This window comes from Streptomyces sp. NPDC028928 (genome assembly GCF_055564915.1).
This window is the reverse complement of record NZ_JBVHVI010000015.1, coordinates 217,935-234,954: the sequence shown is the minus strand read 5'-3', so window position 1 is coordinate 234,954 and position 17,020 is coordinate 217,935. Positions and strand designations below refer to the sequence as shown.

15 protein-coding genes and 1 riboswitch are annotated in these 17,020 nt (G+C 69.6%); of the genes, 4 read left to right on the top strand and 11 right to left on the bottom strand.

The genetic code is table 11. The features are described from left to right. Positions 1 to 91 precede the first annotated feature (91 nt). From ACZ4U1_RS32515 to ctaE, 6 genes are all read right to left on the bottom strand, one after another. On the bottom strand, positions 92 to 1,453 hold the full coding sequence (locus ACZ4U1_RS32515; RefSeq protein WP_467907743.1) for an aminotransferase class V-fold PLP-dependent enzyme: 1,362 nt from the start codon (positions 1,451 to 1,453) through the stop codon (positions 92 to 94). 129 nt (positions 1,454 to 1,582) lie between these two features. Then, positions 1,583 to 1,699, bottom strand: a riboswitch (SAM riboswitch). Between the two features lie 79 nt (positions 1,700 to 1,778). Then, positions 1,779 to 2,843 carry an anthranilate phosphoribosyltransferase gene (gene trpD / locus ACZ4U1_RS32510; RefSeq protein ID WP_467907742.1) on the bottom strand — a complete coding sequence of 355 codons (1,065 nt, stop codon included), beginning with the start codon at positions 2,841 to 2,843 and terminating at the stop codon, positions 1,779 to 1,781. A 121-nt stretch (positions 2,844 to 2,964) separates the two neighbouring features. Continuing rightward, a complete protein-coding gene (gene qcrB / locus ACZ4U1_RS32505; RefSeq protein WP_467907741.1) occupies positions 2,965 to 4,599 on the bottom strand; it encodes a cytochrome bc1 complex cytochrome b subunit in 1,635 nt (544 codons plus the stop codon). Continuing rightward, positions 4,596 to 5,654 carry a cytochrome bc1 complex Rieske iron-sulfur subunit gene (gene qcrA / locus ACZ4U1_RS32500; protein ID WP_467907740.1) on the bottom strand — a complete coding sequence of 353 codons (1,059 nt, stop codon included), beginning with the start codon at positions 5,652 to 5,654 and terminating at the stop codon, positions 4,596 to 4,598. The genes qcrB and qcrA overlap by 4 nt, the downstream gene beginning before the upstream one ends. Continuing rightward, positions 5,651 to 6,463 (bottom strand): cytochrome bc1 complex diheme cytochrome c subunit, encoded by an 813-nt coding sequence (qcrC, locus tag ACZ4U1_RS32495; RefSeq protein ID WP_467907739.1) that lies wholly within the window; start codon positions 6,461 to 6,463, stop codon positions 5,651 to 5,653. Before qcrC ends, qcrA begins: the two co-directional genes overlap by 4 nt. A gap of 62 nt (positions 6,464 to 6,525) precedes the next feature. After that, positions 6,526 to 7,146, bottom strand: coding sequence for an aa3-type cytochrome oxidase subunit III (ctaE, locus tag ACZ4U1_RS32490; RefSeq protein WP_030348419.1), 621 nt, complete (start codon positions 7,144 to 7,146; stop codon positions 6,526 to 6,528). 178 nt (positions 7,147 to 7,324) lie between these two features. Here ctaE and ACZ4U1_RS32485 point away from each other — a divergent pair, with 178 nt between their 5' ends. Next, the gene (locus ACZ4U1_RS32485) at positions 7,325 to 7,726 is read left to right on the top strand and encodes a response regulator (RefSeq protein ID WP_467907738.1); all 402 of its coding nucleotides are present in this window, start codon (positions 7,325 to 7,327) and stop codon (positions 7,724 to 7,726) included. Positions 7,727 to 7,770: 44 nt separating this feature from the next. Here the strand turns inward: ACZ4U1_RS32485 and ACZ4U1_RS32480 are convergent, their stop codons facing one another. From ACZ4U1_RS32480 to ctaC, 4 genes are all read right to left on the bottom strand, one after another. Then, a complete protein-coding gene (locus ACZ4U1_RS32480; protein ID WP_467907737.1) occupies positions 7,771 to 9,033 on the bottom strand; it encodes a L,D-transpeptidase in 1,263 nt (420 codons plus the stop codon). 159 nt (positions 9,034 to 9,192) lie between these two features. After that, entirely contained in the window at positions 9,193 to 9,591 is a 399-nt protein-coding gene (locus tag ACZ4U1_RS32475) for a cytochrome c oxidase subunit 4 (protein WP_356161733.1), read from the bottom strand. After that, complete coding sequence (gene ctaD / locus ACZ4U1_RS32470; RefSeq protein WP_467907736.1) at positions 9,588 to 11,321, bottom strand: aa3-type cytochrome oxidase subunit I; 1,734 nt, start codon at positions 11,319 to 11,321, stop codon at positions 9,588 to 9,590. Before ctaD ends, ACZ4U1_RS32475 begins: the two co-directional genes overlap by 4 nt. Then, the gene (ctaC, locus tag ACZ4U1_RS32465; protein WP_356162449.1) at positions 11,318 to 12,277 is read right to left on the bottom strand and encodes an aa3-type cytochrome oxidase subunit II; all 960 of its coding nucleotides are present in this window, start codon (positions 12,275 to 12,277) and stop codon (positions 11,318 to 11,320) included. The genes ctaD and ctaC overlap by 4 nt, the downstream gene beginning before the upstream one ends. Before the next feature lie 258 nt (positions 12,278 to 12,535). Here ctaC and ACZ4U1_RS32460 point away from each other — a divergent pair, with 258 nt between their 5' ends. After that, on the top strand, positions 12,536 to 13,912 hold the full coding sequence (locus ACZ4U1_RS32460) for an aminotransferase class V-fold PLP-dependent enzyme (protein ID WP_467907735.1): 1,377 nt from the start codon (positions 12,536 to 12,538) through the stop codon (positions 13,910 to 13,912). Between the two features lie 24 nt (positions 13,913 to 13,936). Here the strand turns inward: ACZ4U1_RS32460 and ACZ4U1_RS32455 are convergent, their stop codons facing one another. Then, a complete protein-coding gene (locus ACZ4U1_RS32455; RefSeq protein WP_467907734.1) occupies positions 13,937 to 14,911 on the bottom strand; it encodes a carbohydrate kinase family protein in 975 nt (324 codons plus the stop codon). Positions 14,912 to 15,041: 130 nt separating this feature from the next. Between ACZ4U1_RS32455 and ACZ4U1_RS32450 the strand changes: the two genes are divergently transcribed. Continuing rightward, the gene (locus tag ACZ4U1_RS32450; protein WP_467907733.1) at positions 15,042 to 15,251 is read left to right on the top strand and encodes a hypothetical protein; all 210 of its coding nucleotides are present in this window, start codon (positions 15,042 to 15,044) and stop codon (positions 15,249 to 15,251) included. A 79-nt stretch (positions 15,252 to 15,330) separates the two neighbouring features. Next, positions 15,331 to 16,872: a hypothetical protein gene (locus ACZ4U1_RS32445; RefSeq protein WP_467907732.1), complete on the top strand. Its 1,542-nt coding sequence runs from the start codon at positions 15,331 to 15,333 to the stop codon at positions 16,870 to 16,872. Positions 16,873 to 17,020 lie beyond the last annotated feature (148 nt).

The window sequence follows — 17,020 nt, the reverse complement described above, 5'->3', positions numbered from 1 at the left end:
CGCAGCGGCTGCACTCCGGGTCCCCCTGTCCAACGTGTCGTCAGGGGGAGGTTATATGCGCCTCAGCGTCGGACGGGTGCGGGGCGCCGCATCACACCGCCGGCACGCAGCGGCCGTCCTCCGTCCTGTACGTCCACTTCGCGCCCTCCGCCACCAGTTCCTTGACGGCGCTGACGAAGCGCTCGACGTGTTCGTCGGGGGTGCCGGCGCCGAAGCTGACGCGGATGGCGTTGAGGGACTTCTCGCCGGGTGCCGCGTCGGGGGCGCCGCACTCGCCCTGGGTCTGGGGGTCGCTGCCGAGGAGGGTGCGGACCAGGGGGTGGGCGCAGAAGAGGCCGTCGCGGACGCCGATGCCGTACTCGGCGGAGAGGGCGGCGGCGAAGTGGGAGCTGTTCCAGCCCTCGACGACGAAGGAGAGGACGCCGACCCGCGGGGCGTCGTCGCCGAAGAGGGAGAGGATCTTCACCTCGGGGACCTCGGCGAGGCCCTCGCGGACCGCGCGGACGAGCTGCTGTTCGCGGGCCACCAGGGTGTCCCAGCCCGCCTCGGTCAGGGCCTTGCAGGCCGACGCGATGGCGTAGGCGCCGATGACGTTCGGGGAGCCGGCCTCGTGGCGGGCCGCGGTCTCGTGCCACTCGACGGCCACTCCCCCGTCCTCGCGCCGGGTGACCTTGCGGCTGGCGCCGCCGCCCGCGAGGTACGGCTCGGCCGCCTGGAGCCAGTCGGCGCGGCCGGCCAGGACGCCGGAGCCGAAGGGGGCGTACAGCTTGTGGCCGGAGAAGGCGATCCAGTCGACGTCGAGGTCGGTGACGGACACCGGGTGGTGCGGGGCGAGCTGGGCGGCGTCCAGGACGATGCGGGCGCCGTGGGCGTGCGCGGCGGCGGCCAGTTCCCGCACCGGCCACAGCTCGCCGGTGACGTTGGAGGCGCCGGTGACGCAGACCAGGGCCGGGCCGTAGGGGTCGCGGTCGGCGAGGGCCCGCTCCAGCGTCTGGACGGCCTGCTGCGGGGTGCGCGGGGCGTCGAGGTAGGTGACCCGCGCGTCCTGCCAGGGCAGCAGGGAGGCGTGGTGCTCGGTCTCGAAGACGAAGACCTGGCAGTCGGCCGGGATCACGCGGGCGAGGAGGTTGAGGGAGTCCGTCGTGGAGCGGGTGAAGACCACCTGGTCGGTGGCCCGGCAGCCGAGGAAGTCGGCGACCGTGTTCCGCGCGTTCTCGAACAGGTCCGTGGAGAGCTGGGAGAGGTAGCCGGCACCGCGGTGGACGCTGCCGTAGTACGGGGCGTACGCGGCGACGTCGTCCCAGACGCGCTGGAGGGCGGGGGCGCTGGCCGCGTAGTCGAGTGCGGCGTAGGTGACTTCGCCGCCGGTGACGAGCGGGACAGTGACATCTCGCCCCAGAACGGGCAGAGGGGTGCAAACGGTCTGGTCGGAGGCAGCGCTGGAGACGGACATGGCGGAACTCCCGTGAGAGGAAGAGGAAGAAGAAGGAAAAGGGTGTGCGGAGGCGGGGCTCTGCGGCCCTAACGCATTCGCTTGCTCACGGAAGACTCCTCGACGACCAGGATCCCTGGGTTCGTGAGGGATCCGCGCTTGCCGTACACCTTGCTGTGCACGGCCTGGTCTTCACCCGGGGCACCCCGCCACGGACGGAGGGTTGCCGGACAGTCGGCCGGGGCCTCATGACTGTCACTCATGACCTGGTACAGGAACGTACGCGATGTGATCGTCGCCCCGCAACCCGGTGTCCGGATCGCGGGACGACGACGGGTGAAACCCGCTAGGCGTTGCTGACGGCCACCCAGCGGTCCAGGGTGCGCTTCGCGGCGCCCGAGTCGATCGACTCGGCGGCCTTCGCCATGCCGGCCCGGAGCTGCTCGGCGAGCGGCGCGTCCGTCGGCTGGAGGGCCACCAGCGCCGCCGCCGAGTTCAGCAGCACGGCGTCCCGTACGGCGCCCATCTCGCCGTCCAGCAGCCGCCGGGCGACCTCCGCGTTGTAGGAGGCGTCGGCGCCGCGCAGGGCGTCCACGGGGACGAGGCCGATGCCGACGTCCCGCGGGTCGAAGGTCTCCTCCGTCACCTTGCCGTCCCGCACCACCCACACCCGGGAGGGCGCCGTGACGGTCAGCTCGTCCAGGCCGTCCTCGCCCCGGAAGACCAGCGCGGAGTTGCCCCGCTCGGCGAGGACACCGGCGACGATCGGCGCCATCCGGGGGTCCGCCACCCCGACGGCCTGCGCCCGCACCTGGGCCGGGTTGGTGAGCGGGCCCAGCACGTTGAAGGTGGTCCGGATGCCCAACTGGGCGCGGGCCGGGGCCACATGGCGCAGGGACGGGTGGAACCGGACCGCGAAGCAGATGGTGATGCCGGCTTCCTCGGCGACCTCGGCGACCCGCTGCGGGGTCAGGTTCAGGTTGATCCCGAGCTTCTCCAGGACGTCGGAGGAGCCGGAGGCGGAGGACGCGGCGCGGTTGCCGTGCTTGACGACCTTCGCGCCCGTGCCGGCGACGACGATCGAGGACATGGTGGAGATGTTCACCGTCTTGGCGCCGTCGCCGCCGGTGCCGACGATGTCCACGGCCGGTCCGGGCACCTCGATGACGTTCGCGTGCGCGTACATGGTCCGGACGAGTCCGGTGATCTCCTGGACCGTCTCGCCCTTGGCCCGCAGTGCCACCATGAACCCGGCGATCTGGGCGTCGGTCGCCTCCCCGCGCATGATCAGGTCCATCGCCCAGGCGGTGTCGTCGGCGGACAGGTCCCGGCCGTCCAGCAGGCCGTTCAGCAGGGCGGGCCAGGAGCGGCCCGCCGCGGTGTCGCCTCCAGCGGGGGTCACAGCGCTCATCAGCCGCTCCTCGTACAGGTTCCTGCTCCGTCGTACCCCACCCTATCCAGCCGGCGGCACGGCGAAGGGCCCCGTCCGGGTTACGGACGGGGCCCTTCAGCGTGGCGTGGCGACGCGGGGATCAGTGGTGGCCGTGGCCGCTCGTGATCTCCTTGTACTCCTCGACGGTCGGCTTCGGGATCTGGTTGTCCTCGCCGTAGTAGGCGTTGGAGAGCTTCGCGCGCAGCTTCTCCGAGGCCTTCACCTTGCGCTCGACACCGTTCTCGTCGACCGTCGGACCGATCTCGGCCGGCTTGTACTGCTCGTGCGCGGTGAGCGTGTGCAGCTGCTCCTGGCTGAGCGGCTCGTGCACCTCGATGAACTCACCGTGCGGCAGCCGCTTGATGATGCCGGTCTCGCGACCGTGCAGCACCTTGTCGCGGTCGCGCCGCTGCAGGCCGAGGCAGATCCGCTTGGTGACGATGAACGCGATCACCGGTCCGGCGAAGAAGGCGATCCGGACGAACCAGGTGACGGCGTTGATCGACAGGCTGAAGTGGGTGGCGAAGAGGTCGTTGCCACCGCCCACCAGACCGACCATGTACACGGTCACCCAGGCGACACCGAAGGCCGTGCGGGTCGGGGCGTTGCGCGGGCGGTCCAGGATGTGGTGCTCGCGCTTGTCGCCGGTGATCCAGGACTCGATGAACGGGTAGACCGCGATCGCCATCAGGACGAGACCGAAGAGCACCAGCGGGATGAACACGCCCAGGACGAGCGTGTGACCCCAGAGGTTGATCTCCCAGCCCGGCATGTAGCGGACCAGACCCTCGGCGAAGCCCATGTACCAGTCGGGCTGGGCGCCGGTGGACACCTGGTCCGGACGGTAGGGGCCCATGGCCCAGATCGGGTTGATCTGCGCGACGGCCGCGATGGCCGCGATGACACCGAAGACCAGGAAGAAGAAGCCTCCGGCCTTGGCCATGTACACGGGCAGCAGCGGCATGCCGACGACGTTCTTCTCGGTCTTTCCGGGACCCGCGAACTGCGTGTGCTTGTGGTAGAAGACCAGGATCAGGTGGCCCACCACCAGGCCGAGCATGATGCCCGGCAGCAGCAGGATGTGGATCGAGTAGAACCGCGCCACGAAGTCGTGGCCGGGGAACTCGCCGCCGAAGAGGAACATCGAGATGTACGTGCCGACGATCGGCACGGACAGGATCGCGCCCTCGGTGAAGCGGACACCGGTGCCGGAGAGCAGGTCGTCCGGGAGCGAGTAACCGGTGAAACCGGTGAACATGCCGAGGACGAACAGCAGGAAGCCGAACAGCCAGTTGATCTCACGCGGCTTGCGGAACGCGCCCGTGAAGAACACGCGCATCATGTGCACGAACATGCCGGCGAGGAAGATCAGCGCGGCCCAGTGGTGGATCTGCCGGATGAGCAGACCACCGCGCACGTCGAAGGAGATGTGCAGGGTCGAGCTGAACGCCTCGGACATCAGCTGTCCCTGGAGCGGGACGTAGGAGCCGTGGTACTCCACCTCGTTCATCGACGGGTGGAAGAACAGCGTCAGATAGACACCCGTCAGGATGATGATGATGAAGCTGTAGAGGCAGACCTCACCCAACATGAACGACCAGTGGTCGGGGAAGATCTTGCGCATGTTGGCCTTGGCCAGGGAGTAGATCCCGAGCCGGCCGTCGGCCCAGTCGGCGATCCGCTCGCCGGCCGGAGCCTTCCCGCGAGAGCGGGTCTCGTTCTCTGAAGTACTCATCCGCGCTCCCAGAATGCAGGACCGACGGGCTCCTCGAAGTCGCCGAGCGCCTGGAGGTAACCCTCACTGTCCACGCCGATGCGCAGCTGCGGCAGGGCGTGGCCGGCGGGGCCGAAGATCACTCGGGCACCGTCGGAGAGGTCGAAGGTGGACTGGTGGCACGGGCACAGCACGTGGTGGGTCTGCTGCTCGTACAGCGAGATCGGGCAGCCGACGTGGGTGCAGATCTTCGAGTACGCGACGATGCCCTCGTGCGACCACTCCAGCTCGCGCTTGTCCTTGATGTTGCCCGGCTGGATCCGGACGATCATCAGGGCAGCCTTGGCGATCTCGTTCTGGAACTCCTCGTCGTGCTCCTCCAGGCCGTCCGGCTTGGCGAAGGTGAGCGAGCCCACGGCGACGTCCTCGGGACGCAGCGGCTGGTTGGTGTTCATGTTGACCAGGCGCATGCCCTTGGCCCACATGGTGTGGCGCAGCTTGGTGCCGGGCGCCGGGCCGAGGCCGCCGAGCAGCATGACGCCGGAGAGCGGCACCAGGGCCAGCGCGCCGAACATCGTGTTGCGGATCAGCTTGCGGCGGCCGAGCGCCGACTCCTTGGCGCCCTGGCGGAAGTCCGCGTGGACCTTCGCCCGGACGTCGGCGGGAGCCTCGATCGGGTGCCGGTCGTCGGCGACCTCCACGTCGGACATCAGGGTGCGGGCCCAGTGGACCGCGCCCGCGCCGATGCAGAACAGCGCCACGCCCAGGGTCAGGCCCAGCGCGAAGTTCATCGCGCTGATGTGCCCGATCGGGAAGACGAAGATCGACTTGTCGGTCGGGATGGCCAGGTACGCGACGATGAAGCCGATGGTGGCCAGCATCGACACCGTGAACAGCAGGGCGACCATGCGCTCGGACCGCTTGGCGGCCCGCTCGTCGATGTCCTGGATCCGGTGCTCGTGCGGCGGCAGGCCCGGGTCGGCGAACGGGTTCTCCTCGTCCGCGATCCCTACCGCGCCGTGTGCGTGGTCCTGCTCAGCGGGCAGGTTCTCTTCAGGAATGTCTTGGCTACTCATGACTTCTTGGCCTTTGCGGTCCGAGCGGCGACCCAGACGGCGACCGCGATCAGCGCGCCCAGGCCGAAGATCCAGCCGAACAGACCCTCACTGACCGGCCCGAGGCCGCCCAGCTCCAGACCGCCCGGGTTCTCCGTCTCGCTGCCGTTGACCGCGTTCAGGTACGCGATGATGTCCTTCTTGTTCTTCTCCGACATCGTGGTGTCGGGGAAGGACGGCATGTTCTGCGGGCCCGTCTGCATGGCCTCGTAGATGTGCTTCGGAGCGACACCCTCCAGGCTCGGCGCGTACTTGCCCTTGGTCAGGGCGCCGCCCTTGCCGGTGAAGTTGTGGCACTGCGCGCAGTTGGTGCGGAACAGCTCGCCACCCTTGGCGATGTCCGCGCCCTCGGGGCCGTACTGCTGCTCGGTGGGCACGCTCGGGCCGGCGCCCAGCGAGGCGACGTACGCGGCGAGCTGGTCGATCTGGGCCTGCGTGTAGATGGGCTTCTTGCGCGGGACCTGGGCGCCCTGCGAGGTCGCGGCGGGCATACGGCCGGTGCCGACCTGGAAGTCGACAGCGGCGGCACCCACGCCGACGAGGCTCGGGCCGTCGGAGGAGCCCTGGCCACCGGTGCCGTGGCAGCTGGCGCAGCCGACCTCGTAGAGCTTCTTGCCCTCCTTGATGGTCAGGGACTGGGAGGATTCATCGGCCTGCGCCTTGCCCGCAGGCGCGAACGCGGCGTACAGCCCCCCAGTGGCCGCCAGCGCGAGGAGTAGGACGACGACCGCCGCCAGCGGATGGCGTCGTCGTGCGGAGAGCTTTTTCACGGATTACCCCGGTGTCAGGATCTTCTGCGTCGGTGCTTCTGGATGTGCGGGAGCGGTCCCGGCTACTTGATCAGGTAGATCGTGGCGAAGAGGCCGATCCAGACGACATCGACGAAGTGCCAGTAGTAGGACACGACGATGGCGGCGGTCGCCTGCTCGTGAGTGAACCTCTTGGCCATGTAGGTGCGGCCGAGGACCAGCAGGAAGGCGATGAGACCGCCCGTCACGTGCAGGCCGTGGAAGCCGGTGGTCAGGTAGAACACCGAGCCGTACGGGTCGGAGGACAGCGAGATGCCGTCCTTCTTCACCAGCTCCGTGTACTCGTAGATCTGACCGCCGATGAAGATCGCACCCATGATGAAGGTGAGGATGAACCAGCCACGGAGCTTCTTCACATCGCCGCGCTCGGCCGCGAACACGCCGAGCTGGCAGGTGAGGGAGGAGAGCACCAGGATCGTGGTGTTCGTGGCGGAGAAGGGCACGTTGAGTGCCTCCGCCTGTTCCTTCCAGTGGACCGGTCCGGTCACCGACCGGAGGGTGAAGTACATCGCGAAGAGGGCCGCGAAGAACATCAGCTCGGAACTCAGCCAGATGATGGTTCCGACGCTGGTGAGGTTCGGCCGGTTGACCGACGGGTGCGCGTGCCCGGTTTCTACTGTCGTTGCTGTCGCCACGACCGACATTATGTCGGTCGCTTATCTCGCGCTCACTCCGGGGGGTGCCGTTCGGAGTGTTGCCACCCGCCAGACCGGTGTTGACGTGGTGTTCGACGTGGTGTTCACGGGGACGACGACGGGAGTAACATCCGCCGGAACGGGCCTGCCCGTCCTGTCCGTACGACGCTGACGTCTCGGAGGAACAATGCAGCCGACCGCCACGGTGCTGGTCTACAGCGACGACTCCAACACCCGCGAGCAAGTACGGCTGGCCGCCGGGCGTCGGCCGGCCCCGGACGTCCCCCTGGTGGAGTTCGTGGAGTGCGCGACGCCGGACGCGGTGCTGCGGGAGCTGGACAAGGGCGGCATCGATGTGTGCGTGCTCGACGGCGAGGCCGTGCCGATGGGGGGCATGGGAGTGTGCCGGCAGATCAAGGACGAGGTGTTCGGCTGTCCGCCGGTGCTGCTGCTGATGGGACGGCCGCAGGATGCCTGGCTGGCCACGTGGAGCCGGGCGGACGCGGCGGTCACCCTGCCGGTGGATCCGGTGGAGTTCGCCTCGGCCCTGGCTTCCCTGCTGCGTCGGAAGCGGTTGGTCGGCGCCTAGCGGGTCGGGGCGCGGGGCTCGTGCCTCGCGCCCCCGCGGCGCGTTCACAGGGCCGCTGGCTGGATCCTCAGGGCGTCCGACGGGGCCGGGCCGTCCGGTTTGCCGTTGAAGAGGGCGCTGCCCTGACGCCACTTCTGCCAGTCGACGTTCCAGTCGCCGAAGCCGTTGCCGAAGGGCTCCATGTCGTCGCCGTTGGAATTGATGACCTTGACGAGGTCCCCTTCGCGCACGGTCTCGAAGAACCACTCGGCGTTGGACGTGCTCATCCCCGTGCAGCCGTGGCTGACGTTGGCGTAGCCCTGGGAGCCCACGGACCAGGGGGCGGCGTGGACGTACTCGCCGGACCAGGTGACGCGGGTGGCGTAGTAGACCGGCAGGTCGTAGGAGTCGGCGCTGCCCTCGGCGATGCCGACCGTGGTGCCGCGCATGCGTACGAAGTACTGCTTGGCCAGGACGACCTTGACGCCGTTGCGGGTCTCGAAGCCGGGCTTGCCCGTCGTGACGGGGATCTGGTTGATCTCCTGGCCGTTCTTGTAGACCGTCATCTGGTGCGAGGCGGCGTCGGTGACGGCCTCGATCTTGTCGCCCGTGGTGATGGTCAGCGGCTTGGACGCGCCGCCCCACAGCCGGTCGCCGATCTTGACGCCGTCCAGGTTGCTGTGCACCTGGATGGTGGCGTGGACGGGCCAGTACTCCTTGGGACGGTAGTGGAGTTCCTTGTTGTCCACCCAGTGCCAGGCGCCCGGCACGGCCGGCGTGGAGTCCACCCGCAGGGCGCGTTCCACGATGGCGCGCTGCGCCTTGTCCTTGATCTCGTGGTCGAGTTGGGCCGTGATCGGCTGTCCGACGCCGTATGTGCCCTTCTCCGGCCCGAACGTGACGTTCAGGCGCTTCTTGCTGGTGGGCTTGCTGGTGTCGAACGTGAGGACCTTGCGGCCGGGCGCGCCGTCCTCGTCCTCGGTGCTCACCGTGACCGTGTAGTGGGCGTTGGCGGCCAGTGGTGAGGTGCTGTGCCAACGGCTGCCGTCGGCGGCGAGTTCGCCCGCCACATAGCGCCCTGTGGAGTCCTGGGCGGTGACGTCCGTGATCCGGCCCTCACCGCTGTTGGCGGTGACCTCCAGGGGCTTGTCCGGGTCGGCCCGCTTCCCCGCTTCGGTGGGGCCGTTGAAGGAGATCAGGCCCGCTGCGTCGTACGGCCTGGCCGACAGGGGGTTGCCGTCCGAACCGCAAGCGGTGACGCCCGCGCCGAGGGCGGTCACCAGCAGCGTGCAGCTGACGACGGTGCGGGTCCGCGGAGTGTGGTTCATACGATCACGCTATGAGCTGGAGACCGTACCGGCGCGGCAGGTAACTCGTACGAGGGAACGGCATTGCGGCAAAGGAAGGACCCGCCGGAAGCGACGGAAAAGCCGGGAGCCCGGACCCCCCGAGGGGAGGGTCCGGGCTCCCGGCGCGTTCCGCGTGTCCTACTGGGTGCGGTTCTCACCGTGGTAGTACTCGAACACCCAGCCGAACAGGCCGACCAGGATGAACGGGGCGGAGAAGTAGATCAGCCACCAGCCGACCGCGATGCTGAGGAAGGCGATCGCGCCGCCGAAGCCCAGCATGAGCGGCTGCCAGCTGTGCGGGCTGAAGAAGCCCAGCTCGCCCGCGTCGTCCGCGACGTCGGCCTCCTTGTCGTCCTGGGCGCCCGCGTCGACCCGCCGGGCGGTGAAGCCCAGGTAGAAGCCGATCATGACGCTCAGGCCGAAGGCCAGGAAGAGAGCGGTGGTACCGGCCGGCTCCTTCGACCACACGCCATACACGATGGCCATGATCAGGATGAAGACGCTCAGCCAGATGAACATCCGACCCTGGATCTTCACTTGCCGGCCTCCTTGCTGCCCGCGACGGCGGTGCCGTGACCGGCGTGCTCGAGCTGTTCGAGCGCGGCGATCTCAGGGTGGTGCAGGTCGAACGCCGGGGATTCGCTGCGGATCCGCGGCAGGGTGAGGAAGTTGTGCCGCGGCGGCGGGCAGGAGGTCGCCCACTCCAGCGAGCGGCCGTAGCCCCACGGGTCGTCGACCTCGACCTTCTTGCCGTACTTGGCCGTCTTCCACACGTTGTAGAGGAACGGCAGGATCGACAGGCCGAGCAGGAAGGAGCTGATGGTCGAGACCGTGTTCAGCGCGGTGAAGCCGTCGGCCGCCAGGTAGTCGGCGTACCGGCGCGGCATGCCCTCGGCGCCCAGCCAGTGCTGGACCAGGAAGGTGCCGTGGAAGCCGATGAACAGCGTCCAGAAGGTGATCTTGCCGAGGCGCTCGTCCAGCATCTTGCCGGTCCACTTCGGCCACCAGAAGTGGAAGCCGGAGAACATGGCGAAGACGACCGTACCGAAGACCACGTAGTGGAAGTGGGCCACCACGAAGTACGAGTCGGACACGTGGAAGTCCATGGGCGGCGAGGCCAGGATGACACCGGTCAGACCACCGAACGTGAAGGTGATCAGGAAGCCGGTCGCCCAGAGCATCGGCGTCTCGAAGGACAACGAGCCCTTCCACATGGTGCCGATCCAGTTGAAGAACTTCACACCGGTCGGGACCGCGATCAGGAAGGTCATGAAGGAGAAGAACGGCAGCAGCACACCGCCGGTGACGTACATGTGGTGGGCCCACACGGTCACGGACAGACCGGCGATCCCGACGGTCGCGCCGATGAGACCCATGTAGCCGAACATCGGCTTGCGGGAGAACACCGGGATCACTTCGCTGATGATGCCGAAGAACGGCAGGGCGATGATGTACACCTCTGGGTGGCCGAAGAACCAGAAGAGGTGTTGCCACAGCAGTGCGCCGCCGTTGGCCGGGTCGAAGACATGGGCGCCGAACTTGCGGTCCGCCTCCAGGGCGAACAGCGCGGCGGCCAGCACCGGGAAGGCCAGCAGGACCAGCACACCGGTCAGCAGCACGTTCCACACGAAGATCGGCATGCGGAACATGGTCATGCCCGGGGCACGCATGCAGATGATCGTGGTGATGAAGTTGACCGAGCCGAGGATGGTGCCGAAGCCGGAGAAGGCCAGACCCATGATCCACATGTCGGCGCCGATGCCCGGCGAGCGGACCGCGTCCGACAGCGGGCTGTAGGCGAACCAGCCGAAGTCGGCCGCACCCTGCGGGGTGAGGAAGCCGCCCACCGCGATGAGCGAGCCGAACAGGTACAGCCAGTAGGCGAACATGTTCAGCCGCGGGAACGCCACATCGGGCGCGCCGATCTGCAGCGGCATGATCCAGTTCGCGAAACCGGCGAACAGCGGCGTCGCGAACATCAGCAGCATCACGGTGCCGTGCATCGTGAACGCCTGGTTGAACTGCTCGTTCGACATGAACTGCATGCCCGGCCGGGCCAGCTCGGCGCGCATGAGCAGCGCCATGACGCCACCGATCAGGAAGAACGCGAACGACGTCGCCAGATACAGCGTGCCGATCGTCTTGTGGTCGGTGGTCGTCAGCCACTTCACCACGACATTGCCGGGCTGCTTGCGCCTGACCGGCAGCTCGTCAGCGTATGAGCCTTCAGCTGCCGCGGCACCCTGGGGTTCGTTGAGGATGCTCACAGGTTGTTCGTCTCCCGGTTCTTCTCGTGGCTCGTCTGCGCGATGCCGGCGGGAATGTAACCGGTCTGCCCCTTCTTGGCGAGGTCCTTGAGGTGCTGCTCGTAACGCTCGGGGGAGACGACCTTCACGTTGAACAGCATCCGGGAGTGGTCGACGCCGCACAGCTCGGCGCACTTGCCGAGGAAGGTGCCCTCCTTGTTGGGGGTCACCTGGAAGGCGTTGGTGTGGCCCGGGATGACGTCCTGCTTCATGAGGAACGGCACCACCCAGAAGGAGTGGATGACGTCACGCGAGGTCAGGACGAAGCGGACCGTCTTGCCCTTGGGGAGCCAGAGCGTCGGACCGGGGTTGTTCGTCTGCGGGTTCCGCGTGCCGGGCGTGCCGACGTCGTAGACACCGCCGGCGTTCGCCGGGAATGCCTTCTTGAACCGGTCCGGAATGGCGTCCAGGTTCTTGTCGGTCTTGGCATCGCCGGTGGAACCGGGGACGTTCTCGATGTAGTTGAAGCCCCAGCTCCACTGGAAGCCGACCACGTTGACCGTGACGTCGGGCTTCTTCGAGGTGTCCAGGAGCTTCGACTCGTCCCGGGCCGTGAAGTAGAAGAGCACCGAGATGATGATGATCGGGACCACCGTGTACAGGGCCTCGATCGGCATGTTGTACCGGGTCTGCGGAGGAACCTCGACCTTGGTGCGGCTGCGCCGGTGGAAGAAAGCACTCCACAGGATCAGGCCCCACACCAGCACGCCGACGGCGAGCGCGGCAGCCCAGGAGCCCTGCCACAGGGAGAGGATCCGCGGAGCCTCTTCCGTGGTCGGGGTGGGCATGCCAAGGCGGGGGAAGTCCTTGTATGTGCAACCGGTTGCGGTCGCCAGGACCAGGCCCGCGGTCAGTGCCTGCAGCAGCTTCCGCCGCATCGGGCGCCGCGGCGAGCGGTCGGAGCCGTTGGGACTCACGTAGCGCCTTCCCGAGAGTCTCGCCCGCGCGGTTGGCTGCGGCCTTCTCGCTGGTCGGTCGCCGCCCTGCGTCGGGCAGGGGTTTGGATGTTTATGCGGACCAAACCCTAGCCCACCCTCTCCGAGGGTTCGCGGGGAGGGGTGCCTACTGACTCGGGTGGTTCGCTTGATTGGCGGCTGCGGGTGCGTTGTGGCTGGTCGCGCCGTTCCCCGCGCCCCTTCGGGGCACTGCCCTGACCGGCGGTTTAGCGTTGCCGTATGGCCTACTTTGACGCTGCCTCCGCCGCCCCTCTCCATCCCGTTGCCCGTCAGGCGCTGTTGGCCTCTTTGGATGAGGGCTGGGCCGATCCCGCGCGGCTGTACCGGGAGGGGCGCAAGGCGCGGATGCTGCTGGACGCCGCGCGGGAGGCGGCCGCGGAGGCCGTCGGCTGCCGGGCCGACGAGGTGGTGTTCACGTCGTCCGGCACCCGGGCCGTACACAGCGGGATCGCGGGGGCGTTGGCCGGGCGGCGGCGGGTGGGACGCCACCTGATCGTGTCGTCCGTCGAACACTCCTCCGTACTCCATTCGGCGGAGGTGTTCGAGGCGGAGGGCGGGAGCGTCACCCGGGTGGCCGTCAGCCGGGCCGGAGCCGTCGACCCGGCGGGGTACGCGGCCGCGCTCCGGGCGGACACCGCGCTGGCCTGCCTGCAGTCGGCCAACCACGAGGTGGGGACCGTGCAGCCGGTGGCCGAGGTGGCCGAGGTGTGCCGGGCGGCCGGGGTGCCGCTGCTGGTGGACGCGGCCCAGTCGCTGGGCTGGGGGCCGGTCGAGGGTGACTGGTCGCTGCTCGCGGCCAGCGCGCACAAGTGGGGCGGGCCGTCGGGGGTCGGGCTGCTCGTCGTCCGCAAGGGGGTGCGGTTCGCCGCCCAAGGGCCGGTGGACGAGCGGGAGTCCGGCCGGGCGCCCGGCTTCGAGAACCTCCCGGCCATCGTGGCGGCCGTGGCCTCGCTGCGCGCGGTACGGGCCGAGGCGGCCCAGGAGGCGGTACGGCTGCGGGAGCTGACGGCGCGGATCCGGGCACGGGTGCCGCGGCTGGTGCCGGACGTGGAGGTGGTCGGCGACGCCGAGCGCCGGCTGCCCGGGGTCGTCACCTTCTCCTGCCTCTACGTCGACGGCGAGGCCCTGCTGCACGAGCTGGACCGGGCCGGCTTCTCGGTCTCCTCCGGCTCCTCCTGCACGAGCAGCACGCTGACGCCCAGCCATGTGCTGAAGGCCATGGGCGTGCTCAGCGAGGGCAACGTACGGGTGTCCCTGCCGCCCGGCACGCCGGAGGCGGACGTGGACCGCTTCCTGGAGGTGCTGCCGGAGACGGTGGCGGGCGTCCGGGAGAAGCTGGGGGCGCCGGCTCCCACGACGGCCGTCCGGGCGGCGGAACTGGTCGTCGACTCCCTCGGCAAGCGCTGCCCGATTCCGGTCATCGAGCTGGCGAAGGTGTTCGGGGAGGTACCGGTGGGCGGGATCGTCCGGGTCCTCTCCGACGACGAGGCGGCCCGCCTGGACATCCCGGCGTGGTGCGAGATGCGGGGGCAGGAGTACGTCGGAGAGGAACCGGCGAAGAGGGGGACGGCGTACCTGGTACGCCGGGTGAGCTGAGTTGCCCGGGGGTCGGTACGCCCCTCAGCCCAGGTGGGCCCGCACTTCCTGGCCCGCCTCGTCGCCGTACGCCTTCACGAACCGCTCCATGAAGTGCGCCCGGCGCAGCTGGTACTCCTGCGTCCCCACGGTCTCGATGACGAGCGTGGCGAGCATGCAGCCGACCTGCGCGGCACGCTCCAGCGAGACCCCCCAGGCCAGCCCGGAGAGGAACCCCGCGCGGAAGGCGTCGCCGACACCCGTGGGGTCGGCCTTGCGCTCCTCCTCCGGGCAGCCGACCTCGATCGGGTCCTCACCGGTCCGCTCGATGCGCACGCCGCGCGAGCCGAGCGTGGTGACCCGGTGGCCGACCTTGGAGAGGATCTCCGCCTCGGTCCAGCCGGTCTTGGACTCGATGAGCCCCTTCTCGTACTCGTTGGAGAACAGGTAGGTCGCGCCGTCGAGCAGGACGCGGATCTCCTCGCCCTCCATGCGGGCGATCTGCTGGGAGAAGTCGGCGGCGAACGGGATGTTCCGGGTGCGGCACTCCTCGGTGTGGCGGAGCATCGCCTCGGGGTCGTCGGCGCCGATGAGGACCAGGTCGAGGCCGCCCACGCGGTCCGCCACCGTCTTCAGCTCGATCAGCCGGGCCTCGCTCATCGCGCCGGTGTAGAAGGAGCCGATCTGGTTGTGGTCGGAGTCGGTGGTGCACACGAAGCGGGCGGTGTGCAGGGTCTCGGAGATCCGGACCGAGGCGGTGTCCACGCCGTGCCGGTCGAGCCAGGCCCGGTACTCGTCGAAGTCGAAGCCGGCGGCGCCGACCAGGATCGGCTCGGTGCCGAGCTGGCCCATGCCGAAGGCGATGTTGGCGGCGACACCGCCTCGGCGCACGTCGAGGTTGTCGACCAGGAAGGAGAGCGAAACCGTGTGCAGCTGGTCCGCGACGAACTGGTCGGCGAAGCGGCCGGGGAAGGTCATGAGGTGGTCGGTGGCGATGGAGCCGGTGACTGCGATGCGCACGACGGGGATTCTCCTGCGGGAGGCTGGGTTGACAGTTCACGCTACCCGGTCGGAAGCCGCCACTGAAGCAGGCAAAACTACCCGATAGTAGCTCTTTCTTCGCCCCCTGAGCCGTGCCTACGGTTCGGTCATGACGAACCCCAAGGTCACCTCCCACGCCCCGGCCGACCTCGACGGCGATCTCGCCGCGCTGCGCGGCGACTGCGCCCGGATGGCCCCGCACTGGGCCGTCCCGGAGCACGCCGAGCCCCGGCCGGTGCCGCCGTCCCTCATCCACGGGGTGAGCGTGCCGGTGCGGTCCGCCCGGCTGCTGGACGCGATGTCCGACTACGGCGACTGACCCGGAGGCGCGCGCCCGGGAACCGTACGCTCCCTTCCCGCGTCCCATCGCCGGACCCGACCCAGCGAGGAGCGATGCGGTGAACACCGACCGGCCTGAGCGCCCCGAAGGGGCGCGGGGAACTGCGCGAGAAGCGACCACGGACCCGCAGTCGGCAACGACGGAACCGAGGCGGGCGCGTAGTCGCACCATCGTCACCGTGGCCACCGCGGCCGTTCTCCTGATCGGCGCGGGCGGCGCCTACCTCGCCGCGAGCGGCGCCCCGGGCGACCGTACGGGCGACGCGGCGGCACCCGCCGGGGCCGGTACTCCCCCACCGCTCGCCCTGGACGGCTGGGCGGACTCCGGCACGGGCGGTATCGCGCCCGGCGAACCGGACCCGTACGGCACCCGGTACGTCGCGCGGGGCGAGCTGCCGGACGGGCCCGGTTCGGCACCGGTGTACGAGCCGGGGGCCGAGGTGGGCCGGGAGCAGGTGGCCCGGCTGGCGAAGGCGCTCGGGATCGACGGGGCGCCGGTGGCCGAGGGGCGGATGTGGCGGGTCGGCGGCCAGGACGGGTCCGGGCCGAGCCTGAAGGTGAACCGGGACGCGCCGGGCAGCTGGAGCTTCGACCGGTACGCGCCCGGCACCGACAACTGCCGGAAGGTGACCGTCTGCACGCAGGACCCGGGCGCTCCGGCCGGCGACCCGGTGAGCGTGGCCGACGCCGAGAAGGCGGCGGCGCCGGTGCTGAGGGCGGCGGGGCTGGACGACGCGAGGACCGACGCCGGCCAGGTGATGGGCGCCCGGCGGGTGGTGAACGCGGACCCGGTGGTGGGCGGGCTGCCCACGTACGGCTGGACGACCGGCCTGACCGTCGACCGGACGGGCGAGCTGGTCGGCGGTCACGGGCTGCTCGCCACCCCGGTGAAGGGCGACACGTACCCGGTGCTGGGCGCGGAGAAGACGCTGGAGCTGCTGAACGGGCCGGCGAAGGACGGCCACCGGATGGGGATCGGCGGGTGCGCCACTCCGGTGCCGCTGAAGGACCGGCTGGAGCAGCCGTGCGGCGCGTCCACGGGAGCACCGAAGAAGCCGACGGCGGACAGGGAGACGAACACGGTCACGGTCGAGAAGGCGGTGTTCGGGCTGGCCGCGCACTCCGTCGGCGGGCGGCAGACGCTGGTGCCGTCCTGGCTGTTCCAGGTGCGGGGGTCCGGGGCGGACGGCGCGTTCACGGTGACGTATCCGGCGGTCGACCCGAGGTACCTGACGTCGAAGACGGCCGCCGCGCCCTCCGCGCCCTCGGCGCCGCCGTCCACCGGCGCGCCCGGCCGAAGCCGGAGCGTGAAGGTGAACGCCTACACGGCCGACGGGCGGACGCTGAACCTGAGCTTCTACGGCGGTGTGTGCGCCGACTACAGGACGTCGGCCCGGGAGAGCGGCGGCCGGGTGACGGTGACGGTCACCGAGAAGCCCTGGCCGGGCCGGGTGTGCGTACTGATCGCCAAGGAGTACGTGAAGACGGTGACGCTGGACGCGCCGCTGGACGGGCGGACGGTGGTCGGCACGGACGGCAAGGAGGTCCCGAAGGCGAAGGCGGGCTCGCTGCGGCCGGACGCGTCGGCCCAGCCGCGCTAGGGGGCGGAAACGCCGAGGCGGGGGGGGGCAGGAGGGGGGGGGGGGTGCTTTCTCGGGCGGGGGTTGTGTGGGTCCAGGGGGGGAGGCGGAAGAAGCGGAAGGAGACGGTTCTGTTGGGGTTTCGTGCCCGGAGGACCTGCTTTCTGTC